This is a genomic window from Methanolobus sp. ZRKC2, assembly GCF_045291185.1.
Taxonomy (GTDB): domain Archaea; phylum Halobacteriota; class Methanosarcinia; order Methanosarcinales; family Methanosarcinaceae; genus Methanolobus.
The window spans coordinates 1,757,326-1,769,172 of sequence record NZ_CP146980.1 but is presented as its reverse complement, the minus strand read 5'-3'; the positions used below and the strand labels follow the sequence as shown (position 1 = coordinate 1,769,172).

Below are 11,847 nucleotides of genomic sequence, written 5' to 3'. Positions count from 1 at the left end.
CGATCATCTCAGATCGATCTTCATCTTGCCCATTGCAGTAAGGTAGGTAATCTCTTCTCCCTCGTTAACCCTGTCCTTGTATTCTTCGGGGACGGTTATTTCAAAGGTGGAAAAGTCACCCATGTCCATAAGCTGGGCAATGTTGCCTGATACGCTAAGAACCTGTGCGGTCTTCCTTTCGACTATAGGTACGTATACTTTGTCTGAGATCGGGCCTACAATGGATCTTTTTTGTCCGTCAAAGAGACCGATTACATCAATTCTTGCTTTTGCAGAACCGTGCTTTCCTGGTTTTGACTTGGATATACTTTTGATTGTACAGGGTTCATCGTCAACGATGACGTATTTTCCTTCTTTAAGCTCTTTTACTTCAACTTGCACTTTCATTTTATAATCCTCCAGATTCGAAAAGATATTCGTGATAATAATTTTGTGGGTATAATTCCTATCCCATATATCAATTTAACCTATGATCACAGAAGCCGGAACTATTTTATAGAGGGCAATAAGTTGCACATTCAACTATATAAATCAACTTGTTAGTTTCATCTTAATTCTCGCTCTATCAGTACTTTTTAAGGAGATTTGGTTCCGATTTCTCCTGCGATGCCCAACTCCTCAAGTTTTTCCTGAGTAGGAACCCCGTTTGCCTTCCAGCCCCTGAAATGATAGTAATCTGACAGTGCTTCTTCGAATAGTTCCCTGTCAATACCATCTTTTCCGAAAAACCTATCTGGGAAAATATCAGCCTTCCCTGAGATGCCTGACCTGTTGTTAAAGACTCTCTCCAGGTTGTATGTACGCTCCCCTGCACGTAGTAGTTCTTCAGCAGAGTAGGATATGCCTGTTGCAGCACTTAGTAAGGCTGCAAGCTCAACTTCTCCCAAAGCAAATAATGCAAAGGGACAGAGCACCAATGAATCGATTACTGCGGAGAGATTCTGGAAATATTGGACAAGAGCAGCCTTCCCACTAAAACTCTGCCTGTTGAGTGGCATGGGCTTTCCCATAGCCTCAGGTGCTGCCATGAATGCACTTAAGTGACATCCTCCTCTGTTGGACGTTGCGTAAGCAAGTGCCATACCTGCCATTCCTCTGGGATCATAACCTGGTATTTCAAGTCCTTTGACACTCATGCTGATATCTTTGGCATCCTTTGAACAAAGGTAGGAATATGAACCCGCAGAAAGCTCACTTTTTCCTTCTCCAATGTCTTCAAGCAATCCTTTCAGGTCAACATCTTCGGCATTGAAAGAGTTAAGCTCCATATATGCGGCAATAGAGGCACCACAGGAAACAGGATCAAGGCCATAATCAAGGCAGGTATTGTTCAGTTCGGTGATCCTCTTGAGGTTATCATTACCGATAGTTGGTCCGAAGGCCCATATTGCATCGTAGTCAGGAACAGGAGTGCCATTGTCGAATGTTCTCTTACATCCGATGGCACAGGATTCACAGGGAGTTTTCAACACATCATAGTTATCCTTGATGTACTCTCCCGATATCCTGTCTGCTCCCTTGAAATCTTTTACTTGGAAGTTGTTCGCTGGCAGGATGCCCATATAGCTGAGCAGGTTCACAAATACCGATGTTCCATAGCTGGCAAGTCCCTTAGATGAGGGTGGGTTTGCAACCAGCAGTCTGCCGGATCTCTCAACAGCCCTGTCAAAAGCATCCGGGTCCGCGATCTCAGGTACGTTACTACCTTTTATGACCACAGCTTTCAGGTTCTTTGAACCTGCCACTGCGCCATGTCCGCCACGTCCTCCCGAATAGAGGCGGTCATTGACTATGTTGGCCATGGGGATCATTTTCTCACCGGCTCTGCCGATGCATGCAACCTTGCCCTTTGGTTCAAGCAATTCGGTTGTTTCGGCAGTATTCTTGTCCTGGAGATGGTCCGCAGGGAGTATTTCTACTTCTTCATCTTCTATGCGAATGTAAACGGGATTTTCCGCTTTTCCGGTGATTACGAGGGAATCAATACCCGCAAATTTCATCTCGGCGCCAAAAAATCCTCCTGAATTGGAATCAAAGATTGTCTGCGTAAGAGGAGACTTAGTGCAGACACTAAAGTGCCCCGACATGGGTGCAGAGGTTCCTGTAAGTGGGCCGGTGCTGAAGATGAGCGGATTATCGGGACTCAGTGGCTCAACTTCCGGGTCTGCTATCCTGTGCATGAGAGTGCAGCCAAGACCACGTCCACCTACAAAGTTCTCAGCATCCTTCTTCTTTGTCTTTGATTCGGTGATCGCGTTATTTCCAAGGTCGATAATTATTGTTCTTCCCGTCCATCCAAACATGTTTCCTCCGGTTGTATAGAAATTGAAAGATAAGGATGTTTCATCTTTCATACTTCTGGTTTAAAGTACCTTTCTTGTAAATTGAGATATCCGGCATAATTGTTGAGTTTACTTTTTTCTGGTCATGCCTCAATTTTTCCTGAAAGGAAATAATCTCGATATTATGATCAAAATTGGAATTGTCGTTCTTTTATCTTTCATAAATTCAAATTTTCCGAAGTCAGAGCTCCAAAAATAATAATTTTTTGGTATATTTTCTATTTGTTTACTTCTCCATTATTTATATATAAGTCAGCGAATAATTATTTATTCTATTAATATATTAAAATTAAATATGAAACAAAAAAATTTCTCGCCACACAATTTTGTTTGCCTGATGACTGAATTCTTTTCTTTCATTCGCTTTAAAATATGCCTTTTTGTTACGGGCATAGGTGTTTCCGGATATTTGTTGTTTAATTCTTTGGGTTTTGATGTTGTCTTTGTAACTCTATGTTGTTTCTTTGCAGGAGCTACCGGCTATGCATATAATCTTATAACCGACAAGTCCGAAGATCTCATCAATCACAAGAAAATAAACCGATTTGCTGACAGCTCAACTGGCATGTATTTGGTTTATATTTTCATGCTCTTGGGTGGTTTGTTCTCACTGTTTCTTTCAACCAGCTCCATGTTTTTTTATCTTGTAATAACTATCCTCAACGTAAGCTACTCTCGTTTTCGACTCAAGAAAAGGTTCCCACTAAAAAATATTATGACGGGTTTTGGTCTTACCCAGGTATTCATGATCGGAGCGGCGAATGCGTCTCTGTCCAATATGGTTTTTACCTATTATTTTATTGTGTCATTATTCATTTTGCTGACAAGTCTGATCTCGGATTTGCGGGATTTTGAAGGTGACAAGAAGACAGGTATAAAGACTGTTCCTGTTGCACTGGGCTATAATTTTAGCAGGAAGTTGTCCTTCATTTTGCTATTTGCATCTTCATGGACGATTTATTTGTTTGGCCTTAGTGGGTTGAATACACTGTTGATTTTTTCCATACCTATAGCCTATTATTTGTATGTTGACAATCCCAAATCCGCTCACAAGAATCTATTATACTCATTCATGGCCCTTCCGTTTGGAATATTAGTACTCTAGGTGATCTTATGTATTGTAAACCAGAACATGTTTTATTGATACCCGATGGAAACCGCAGATATGCAAAAAAGTTTAACCTTGATTTAAACGATGCCTATGTATGCGGTGCTTCGAAGATAACAGATACTATATCTTGGATACTTGATATTGGTGATTCCAAGCAGCTTACTGTTTATGGACTTGCCTATGAGAATATCGCTCACCGCAATTCTGAAGAATTAGACCCTATTGTTGATGCCTGGTCGAATGAATTCATCAGATGGTCAAGGTTACCTCTCGTACATGATTTGAAAATAAACATTACTATCCGTGGTGAGTGCGATACATTATCAACGAAATTCCAAAGGGCAAAAAATATGGTGGAAAGTGCAACACGCGGCTATAACAATAAGAATCTTGTAATTCTGATTGGTTACAGTGGTCGTCGTGAAATCCTTAGTCTTTTCAGCAAATCCTTTGATGGTTTTGTAGATGAAAAGGCAATCCTTCGCAATATGACTGTAAACAATCCTATCGATCTTGTTATCAGGACCTCGAATACTTTGCGTCTCTCTGATTGTCCTTTGTTCCAGATAAGCTATGCTGAATTTATTTTCATAGAGAAATATTTCCCGGAATTGAATCGTGACGATATATTGTCTATCTACGATCGTTTCAACACTATTGAGCGAAATTTTGGCTCCTGAAATTAGTGTTTACTTTTTTTGCATGTGCTTTGACAAAGCCTTGCATTTTATTATAAAATCATTTCCGGCTAGTGTAGACGACTTCTCACCTTATTTCCATTTCCAGCATCTTTTTTTTGAACTCAACTTTTTCGCCGCAATTTTCCCCGCAAAAACCACCGATTCCAGATGAAGAAACGACCCTGTGGCATGGTATAACTATTGGATAGGGGTTTTTGGCAAGTGCACTTCCTACAGCCCGTGCTGCACCTCTTCTTCCTATACGACAGGCAAGTTCGGCATATGTGATTGTCTGGCCGTAAGGTATTTTCCTGGTCTCTACGAGCACCTTTTGCTGGAATTCGGTAAGACCTGAGAGGTCCAGCTCATAGTCAGAAAAATCAACCTTTTCACCGCTGAAGTAGCGCAGTATATCCTGGAAAACAGTGCTCTGCTTCATTTGTCTTTTCTTCCGAAGATCTCTTCTTCGAGTTTTTCCCTTTTCTTTCTGGAACGCATCCATCCGGCATTATAGTAAAGTATCAGCAATGAAGCAAGGATGATACCTGCTATCAGGAAGGGTCGCGTAGCCTCAAAGAATAGAGGGTCTGCTTCATTTATCTGGTCGTAGCTTGGGTACATGACGTCATTTCTGTCATTGCTGTGACCCAGGCCCAGGGCATGTCCGATCTCGTGGATGGCCAGTTCTCTCATAGTAGTATCGCCATATTGTCTCCATGCAAAACCCTGATAGTTGCCGACCTCCAGCACGATTTCCACACGCTCGTATTTGCCATTGACTTCATAGGGTCTTGCAAAACCTGCAACTCCATCCTGGGCTTCTGCATCCTCTTCAAGATTCTCCACCCACATTATGAGAATATCCGCATTATCTTCTTCAACTATAACGAATTCAGGCGTGTATCCCAGTTTGCCGTTCCCGCCATTGCTCCAGTATTCGAGAGCATTCTCTACCTCTGACCTGTAGCTGGGACTGTAGTGCTCGGGAATATTCCGATCATCGATAAAGACTGAGATCGTTGTATTTTCCCAGGGCATGGGGTTCAGCTTAGGATATTCTTTGCTTCCCGGTGAAAAAAGTGTTGTGATGAATAAGAGGACCAGGATGATCAGCAGTGCGGTTTTGAGCTTTTTACTTGGCATCGTATTCCTGAATATGGTTATATCCGCTTCTACATATATCTGATGCAACACATTCTCATATTTCCATGTTATTTTTCTTTGCCAGCGCAAAGATAATTATGCTTCTGAACAAATCATCTCCCATGAAAAATCAAGTGGCTGTGGTTTTTGATAGTGCAGGTACGTTGCTTCATATGTATCGTGTAGCCAAGGATGGAAGTACTGGCATGATTCTGGAGAATGTCCAGTCTACTCTCCTGGTAGCCCGGAAACCCCACAGGGCACTTGTGGTTATAAATGCCAACCTTGAAGAAGTTTCATATTGTGATCCGCAACTAACCCTGCATAATCTGATAGAGGAATATGATATCAAACTGGATGTCAGCTGTGCAAGCCGGCCTTTCGGGCTTGATGAAGTCTATGGGATCATAAGGACAAGTAACGTATGTGTAAGTGATCTTAACGATGTGGTGTCTATTGTCAGAGGCCATTGCCCGGACACATTCTATCTGGCTGCAGGTATTATTGTTGATGCAGAGGAAAACGTGGTACCTTATGTACTGAGTACGGGGGGAAGGATGTATTCCGATACGCCTGTAACCATCAAGCTATTGCAGGATATGGGTGCCGACATCTTCATTGCTTCGGGAGATGGGTATGAAAATCTTGAGAAACTTGCTTTGTCCGTAGATATTCCCATAAGCTACGTGCACGGAGTTGCAAATACCCGTGATAAAGAAAGGATAGTCCGGGAACTTCAGGAAACATATGATCTTGTGGTGATGGTGGGGGACGGAATGAACGATATTCTTGCGTTGAAGGCCGCTGATGTAGGAATCCTGACTGTGCAGCAAGGGGATGAACGACCCCAGGTTTTGTGGGAAGCTGCGGATGTAATTGTAAATAACATCCTTGAGGTAACAGCAGTTATAGAAAATTTATCAAATTCCTAAACATTAGAAAATCAGTATCAATATACGGTTTTTAGAAGTTAACAGCGCTAAATATATGCGTTATGTTTATGTAGTGAGTTCAATAATCCAAGTGTAATCTATTTAAAAAAATCATTAAAATGTTGCCACCTGGATTATGTGGAATTTATCCATCTAGTTTTGTATGCACTATGCAAAACCGTTAAGTAATTTGTGCATATATGCATAGAAACATATAATGGACAGTAGACCCCATGCATCCAGTAGGCGGAGGTAATCGTATGGCAGTATTTATCGAGGTCAAAGACCTTTCACTGGAATTCGACGGTGTTAAAGTTCTGAAAAATATCAACCTGAATATCAATGAAGGCGAAGTACTGGGTATTCTGGGAAGAAGCGGTTCAGGCAAAACTGTGCTGATGCACGTTCTGCGTGGAGTCGAGGAGTATGAAGGCATTAGTGGTGAGGTTATCTATCATCTTGCCAGGTGTGAAAAATGTGGTCATGTAGAGCCTCCGAGCAAGGTGGGACAGGAATGCCCCCATTGCAGTGGCGAAACTTTAAAATCGTTCGATGCTGATTTTGTTAAACTCTCACTTCATGATTCCAAAAGAAGAGATATCACCAAAAGGATCGCTATCATGCTCCAGCGTACCTTCGCTCTTTATGGTGATGACAGGGTCATTGCCAATGTGGTGAATTCTCTCACGGAAATCGGTGTAAACAGTGAGGATGCACTTGGCAAGGCAGTGGATTTGCTGGAGAAAGTGGAACTTTCCCATCGTATGATGCATGTTGCCCGTGATCTGAGCGGTGGTGAGAAACAGAGGGTCGTACTGGCACGCCAGCTTGTAAGGGATCCCATGCTTCTGATTGCGGATGAGCCCACAGGAACCCTTGATCCCCGGACTGCAAGGGTTGTACATGACGTTATCGAGAAGGCTGTAAAGGACTACAATATGACTATGGTGATCACATCCCATTGGTCCGATGTTGTAGAGGACCTTGCAGACAAGGCCATAATACTGGAAGAAGGTGCCATAGTCAGTGAGGGCTCCCCCGCAGATGTTGCAAAGGAATTCATGCAGCGTGTATGTGTTGTGGAAAAGAATTGTGATGTCAGGGTAGGTGACCCGCTTATCAAGGTCGAGAACCTGGTCAAAAAATATATCTCCGTTACCAGAGGTGTAGTCTACGCTGTTGATGATGTCTCTTTCGAGGTAAATGAAAGTGAGATTTTCGGGCTCGCAGGTACGAGTGGTGCAGGAAAGACGACAACTTCTGAAATACTCATGGGAATCGTACAGCCGACAAGTGGCGAGGTCCAGGTAAGAGTAGGTGATGAATGGGTAGATATGAAGAAGCCAGGACCTGAATGCAGGGGCCGCGCATTACAGTACATGGGTATATTGCACCAGGAATATGGCCTGTACAATCACAGGACTATTATTGATAATCTTACGGAGTCCATCGGCATTGACCTGCCTTATGAGCTTGCCGTCAGGAAAGCCATTAATACTTTGATGTCGACCGGTTTTACTGAAGAGAAAGCAAAATCTATATTATCAAAGATGTCAGATGAGATCAGTGAAGGAGAAAGGCACAGGGTAGCCCTTGCCCAGATACTGATGAAAGAGCCGGTTATAGTTGTGATGGATGAACCGACAGGTACCATGGATCCAATTACAAAGAAAGAAGTAACAAAATCTATCCTGATGGCACGTGAAAATATGGGTGACACATTTGTCATAGTTTCCCACGATATGGATTTCCTTCAGGAGATATGTGACCGTGTTGCTCTTATGAGAAACGGCAAAATCGTAGATGTCGGTGAGCCTGAAGCGGTTCTTTCGCAACTTACGGAAGAAGAGCTTCTTGAAGCTGCTGCAGAATCATGACAGAAAAACTTAAGGGGTAATTAACCCCGTTTAAACAAGAGGTGTTTGACACGAGTGATGAAATTAAGGTGGAGATCAATGGTTACGAAATCAAGTTGCTGGAAGGTTCAACCCTTGAAGATGCGATTAAGGTGTCAAATGCCCCTCACAGAAAAGGTACGGCAGTAGGAATACTTATCGAGAAAGGTGATCGAAAAGCGCAGAGTTCTCGTGAATATACTGTCAGGACATCAAAGGGTGATTTCAAGATAGAATTACATGATACTCCATCTCTTTCATTGGAGCGATGGTTTTCCGATTATGAGAAATACAGCGATCTGGCCGTGCGCTGGGTAAGCAGGGATGCCATTGCCTTTGGTCCTTTTGTTTCTGATACCGAAAGTGTCAGGGGAAACATGGAGTTCAAGGCTTTTGAACTCATGTTCGCTGCAGGGGGCGGTGACCCCGATAACACTCATCTCATTTTTTCCAGGGATCGGCATATAGCGGAGTATGGTGCACCTGAAGAAGGTACATTTGCAAAAGTGATAAGTGGTAAACATGTACTGCTTGATCTTAATAAGAACGACCGGATACTGGGTATCGAACCTTTTGTAGAGTGGGAGAAGATCGGAGAACACATCTCCACTACAGATCTCTCAACAATAATTGAAGATGGTGCGAAGATATTCACCTATGTCGAGGTCGAATTGGACCCGGAGGCTCCCGAAGGTGCGGAACACTTCTATGCGGTTACAAGAGATGGTACATTCAATGTTGACTTTGTTTCAACGTCTTTCATTTCCGATCATCGTTTCCAGGGTGAACTGGTAGCTTATGAGAATTTCGAGTCCAGGTCGGCAGGTTCCGTATTTGTCAGGACCGTAGGATACGGTTCCGGTAAACTGTTCATTGCTACGGACGACAGGACTTCAACTATTATGCATTCGGTGGTCGGTCATGTAGTCAAAGGACTTCAGCTTGCAAAAATGGCAAAAACCGGCCAGAGAATTACAGTGGAGAAATCTCCTCATTCCATCATGCTTCCGGGAATGAACCATCTGGAGGCTGAAAATGAAATGGATGCCCTTGGAATTGAAGTTGTCAGGGAAGGTTATGTAGGTGATGATGGTTTTATTGTCAGCCAGGCTCCTGAAACCACTATGGATATATTGATTCAGGGAAAGGTTGTCCTGACAGGCGTAGACCCTGACCACCTTGTGAAGATCGAACTCTATGATGACCTGGCTCAAAAAACACTTGATTTTTTCAGGCATGCTACGGAAATGCAGTATAAGCCGGTTGGTGTCCTGCCAGTTCTCATGACATATGAGAATACTTATATTTTCAAGGCAGAGAAAGAAGCTGAAAAGTATAAGGAGATCCTGCCCGAGAACACTCCTCAGGGTAAGGTTGTTGCCGGGGAGATCGGTGTGACAAACCAGGCGGCTAAGAGGGCCGGTATGGTAGGTGTAAAGGCAGAAGATAGTGATTTGTTCGGCCCTACCGGTGAAAAATTTGCCAATACGAATATAATCGGAAGGATTCTTGAGATGGACAAGCTCAAAAATCTCAAGGATGGCGACATCATGTACGTAGTAGAAAACAGCAAGGAGGAGGAATAATGCCGGAGAATGAAGAGGATGTTATAACCAAGCTTGTGGTAATAAGCTCTGACAGTGTCCTGCCTATAGATGCTGCAATGAAGATATACGAATCCGAAACCAGTATTGTTATAAAGGAAACATGTTTCGGGACTATGGTAACAGGTCCGAGAGAGGCTGTAAACAGGGTTGTACAGGAAGTTATCAATCTGGACAAAAACCACATCTTTGTAAAGGAAAGAGGCTTTCCGCCCGGAGATGAAAGACGTTGTCGTGCAAGCAGGGGAGGAGGTCCCAGGCCTGGTTTCCATTACCTGAGAGAAGAGATACAGACACTTCCAATGATAGGAAGGGCCCTTGATGATTATGATAAGGAAGTTCCCCTGAAAGAGACTACTAACAAAAAGAAACTTGAGGTCGAAAAACTGGAAGAGATCATCGAATCCACTTAATTAGGCGCTCAATGAGGTATTATTATGGTAAAAGTTATTATTTATCCTACGAACAGCCTTATCCTCTCTGACCTTGTCGAGAGATTCGGCCACACACCCCTTGCTATGATGGAGAAGATAAAGGAAAAGATATCCACCGTGGGTGTGGACTCTCCTCCGTTGAACATAACGGCAGAAGAGCCGAAAACCGGCCTAAAATACGCTGCTGTTGAAGTGCCTGCAGGTGTCAGGGGAAGGATGGCGATAGTAGGTCCCATGATTGATGAGGCGGAAGCCGGGATAATCGTGAACGAATCTCCGATGGCTTTTGGCTGTATGGGTTGTGCACGCACCAATGAATTGACGAAGTTCCTTATCAGGGAACGTGATATGCCTGTCCTTGAAGTAGACTATCCCCAAGGGGATGATGAAGCCAGGGAATTCGTGTACAAGATCGGTGAGTTCCTCAAATCCCTGCCTAAAAATGAAAAGGAAGGTCAAGAATGAGTGACGAAGCAGTTGTAAAAGTGGCCTTGGTGTCCTGTGGTTCTGAGTATGCCGGAGTGCACGGTGAACTTGAATCTGTTGCAAAATCTGTCAACGCCAAGCTTGTATATCCCGAAATAGATGTTTCTTCCCTGGACACAATTGGGAAGGAATTCGGTATCGAGGCGGCAAGTCCTGATCTGCGTCTTATGATGTCAAGGGCAAAGGCTGTTGTAGAGGGCATTGCAGATGTGGATGGTGTTTTCATTACATCATGTTTCAGGTGTGCAGAGGCTGCCATAGTCAGGAACGAGGTAAGACGCTATATTCACAAACATTCGGATCTACCTGTTATCAGCTATTCTTTCACCGAACGTACCACAGCCGCGACCCTGATGACACGTATGGAAGCCCTGACTACCATTGCAAGGCGCAGGCATCTGCTTGCAAGGGAACACCAGACGGGTCTTACCGCAGGAATTGATTCGGGTTCCACTACGACCAAGGCAGTGATAATGAAAGATGATAAGATCCTTGGTTCCGGCTGGGTGCCAACTATAAAGGTAATTGAAAGTGCCACTGAAGCCTTCGACCATGCACTTGAGGAAGCAGGTGTCAAACGTGAGGATATACAGGCTTTAGGGACAACCGGGTACGGTCGCTTCCTGATAGGCGAACATTTCAATGCCCAGCTTGTACAGGAAGAAATCACTGTGAACTCCAAGGGAGCTGTATACCTGGCCGATAAACAAAAGGGTTCAGCTACTGTTATTGATATTGGTGGTATGGACAACAAGGCCATATCCATAGAGGATGGCATACCGGGCATGTTTACCATGGGAGGTATCTGTGCCGGTGCATCAGGCCGTTTCCTGGATATGACTGCCAAGAGACTGGGTGTAGATATCACCGAACTCGGGGCACTTGCGGTAAAAGGTATGCAGGATAAAGTAGACATGAACAGTTACTGTATTGTTTTCGGAATCCAGTCACTGGTAAATTCTCTTGCCAAAGGTGCAACACCTGAGGATGTTGCTGCTGCTGCCTGTCATAGTGTTGTTGAACAGATTTTCGAACAGCAGTTGCAGGAAGTGGATGTCAAGGAACCACTTATTCTTGTGGGCGGTTCATCCCTTATTGAAGGTGTTCCCAAGGCACTTAGCGAACTGCTTAAGATAAAAGTGCTTGTTCCTCCGAACTCTCACCTTATCGGTGCGGTGGGAAGTGCTTTGCTTGCATCAGGATATGTGGAGGAATAACTC

At 43.7% G+C, this 11,847-nt stretch carries 12 protein-coding genes; 8 read left to right on the top strand and 4 right to left on the bottom strand.

The genetic code is table 11. The features are described from left to right. Window positions 1-3: 3 nt before the first annotated feature. Window positions 4-387 (bottom strand): translation initiation factor IF-5A, encoded by a 384-nt coding sequence (locus tag V7O62_RS08330; RefSeq protein WP_406655796.1) that lies wholly within the window; start codon window positions 385-387, stop codon window positions 4-6. A gap of 188 nt (window positions 388-575) precedes the next feature. After that, window positions 576-2,303, bottom strand: coding sequence for an aldehyde ferredoxin oxidoreductase family protein (locus V7O62_RS08325; RefSeq protein WP_406655795.1), 1,728 nt, complete (start codon window positions 2,301-2,303; stop codon window positions 576-578). A gap of 376 nt (window positions 2,304-2,679) precedes the next feature. Between V7O62_RS08325 and V7O62_RS08320 the strand changes: the two genes are divergently transcribed. Together V7O62_RS08320 and V7O62_RS08315 are read left to right on the top strand one after the other, a co-directional pair. Further along, complete coding sequence (locus V7O62_RS08320) at window positions 2,680-3,447, top strand: UbiA family prenyltransferase (RefSeq protein ID WP_406655793.1); 768 nt, start codon at window positions 2,680-2,682, stop codon at window positions 3,445-3,447. Window positions 3,448-3,455: 8 nt separating this feature from the next. After that, complete coding sequence (locus V7O62_RS08315; RefSeq protein WP_406655791.1) at window positions 3,456-4,133, top strand: undecaprenyl diphosphate synthase family protein; 678 nt, start codon at window positions 3,456-3,458, stop codon at window positions 4,131-4,133. A gap of 85 nt (window positions 4,134-4,218) precedes the next feature. Here the strand turns inward: V7O62_RS08315 and V7O62_RS08310 are convergent, their stop codons facing one another. Next, window positions 4,219-4,572 carry a methylated-DNA--[protein]-cysteine S-methyltransferase gene (locus V7O62_RS08310; protein ID WP_406655789.1) on the bottom strand — a complete coding sequence of 118 codons (354 nt, stop codon included), beginning with the start codon at window positions 4,570-4,572 and terminating at the stop codon, window positions 4,219-4,221. Next, window positions 4,569-5,324, bottom strand: coding sequence for a matrixin family metalloprotease (locus V7O62_RS08305; protein WP_406655787.1), 756 nt, complete (start codon window positions 5,322-5,324; stop codon window positions 4,569-4,571). Before V7O62_RS08305 ends, V7O62_RS08310 begins: the two co-directional genes overlap by 4 nt. Window positions 5,325-5,398: 74 nt before the next feature. On the opposite strand from V7O62_RS08305, the gene V7O62_RS08300 reads away from it, so the two are divergent. From V7O62_RS08300 to V7O62_RS08275, 6 genes are all read left to right on the top strand, one after another. Beyond that, window positions 5,399-6,208: an HAD family hydrolase gene (locus V7O62_RS08300; protein WP_406655785.1), complete on the top strand. Its 810-nt coding sequence runs from the start codon at window positions 5,399-5,401 to the stop codon at window positions 6,206-6,208. A 260-nt stretch (window positions 6,209-6,468) separates the two neighbouring features. Continuing rightward, window positions 6,469-8,085, top strand: a complete 1,617-nt coding sequence (gene atwA / locus V7O62_RS08295; RefSeq protein WP_406655783.1) for a methyl coenzyme M reductase system, component A2 — start codon at window positions 6,469-6,471, stop codon at window positions 8,083-8,085. Window positions 8,086-8,126: 41 nt separating this feature from the next. After that, window positions 8,127-9,689: a methanogenesis marker 3 protein gene (locus V7O62_RS08290; protein ID WP_406655781.1), complete on the top strand. Its 1,563-nt coding sequence runs from the start codon at window positions 8,127-8,129 to the stop codon at window positions 9,687-9,689. Beyond that, window positions 9,689-10,120 carry a methanogenesis marker 6 protein gene (locus tag V7O62_RS08285; RefSeq protein ID WP_406655779.1) on the top strand — a complete coding sequence of 144 codons (432 nt, stop codon included), beginning with the start codon at window positions 9,689-9,691 and terminating at the stop codon, window positions 10,118-10,120. The genes V7O62_RS08290 and V7O62_RS08285 overlap by 1 nt, the downstream gene beginning before the upstream one ends. A gap of 24 nt (window positions 10,121-10,144) precedes the next feature. Then, window positions 10,145-10,606 (top strand): methanogenesis marker 5 protein, encoded by a 462-nt coding sequence (locus V7O62_RS08280; RefSeq protein ID WP_406655777.1) that lies wholly within the window; start codon window positions 10,145-10,147, stop codon window positions 10,604-10,606. Next, the gene (locus V7O62_RS08275) at window positions 10,603-11,844 is read left to right on the top strand and encodes a methanogenesis marker 15 protein (RefSeq protein WP_406655776.1); all 1,242 of its coding nucleotides are present in this window, start codon (window positions 10,603-10,605) and stop codon (window positions 11,842-11,844) included. Before V7O62_RS08280 ends, V7O62_RS08275 begins: the two co-directional genes overlap by 4 nt. Window positions 11,845-11,847 lie beyond the last annotated feature (3 nt).